Raw genomic sequence first — 651 nt, 5'->3', positions numbered from 1 at the left:
CTTAGCTGACAATGCTGGAAGGGGACGCAAGCGACAGCAGGGCAAGGATCGGCCTATTGCTGTCTCTTTCGCAAAATTCTGGATAAGATGCCTCGCCATACACGCTGGGCGTCTCGTTTTCGCGGGACCAACATATCCCTAAAGGAAATTCCATAGCGGAGCCGGCAGCTCGCAACATATCCGGCGAACAGCCCATATCTGCCAATAACCAAAGCGACCGCGCCGCCCATGACGCCCAACGAAGGAACAAGTATTAGCGCAAGTGCAAAGTTGATTGCCAAGCTAGCAATTATCACCGGCGTGCCGAATTTCGCATTCCCACTACCCGACAGGGTCTGGTAAATTATCTTGCTCGCGGCTGTAGGGGCCATGCAAAGGGCCATGATTTGGAGCGCAGGCGCCGCAGCAGCGTATTCTTCGCCAACCAGGGCATTAACAAAGTATGGAGCCCCAAGAACTACAAGTACTGCAATGCCCATAAACAACCAAAACATCCAACACGATATACGTGCATTCCTCGCGAGGATCGAAGCTCCTTTGTCTTGACGCGCAGCGTTCGAGAAGAGTACGACGCCTGCGACGGTTGCGGCCTCAAGAATCATCTCGTTCAAACGAATGGCGGCGAAAAACTGCCCTGCCGGCGCTGGCCCA

The 651-nt window shown here is 54.2% G+C and carries 1 protein-coding gene; it reads right to left on the bottom strand.

Annotated features, from left to right (window positions below; translation table 11 throughout):
* Positions 1-53: 53 nt before the first annotated feature.
* A partial coding sequence (locus ACXMYJ_RS29285; RefSeq protein ID WP_460359571.1) for a lipopolysaccharide biosynthesis protein occupies positions 54-651 on the bottom strand: 598 nt, incomplete at its 5' end.

This window comes from Mycobacterium sp. ZZG, from assembly GCF_054786995.1.
The sequence above is the reverse complement of the archived record's forward strand: the minus strand, read 5'-3'. Positions and strand labels throughout refer to the sequence as shown.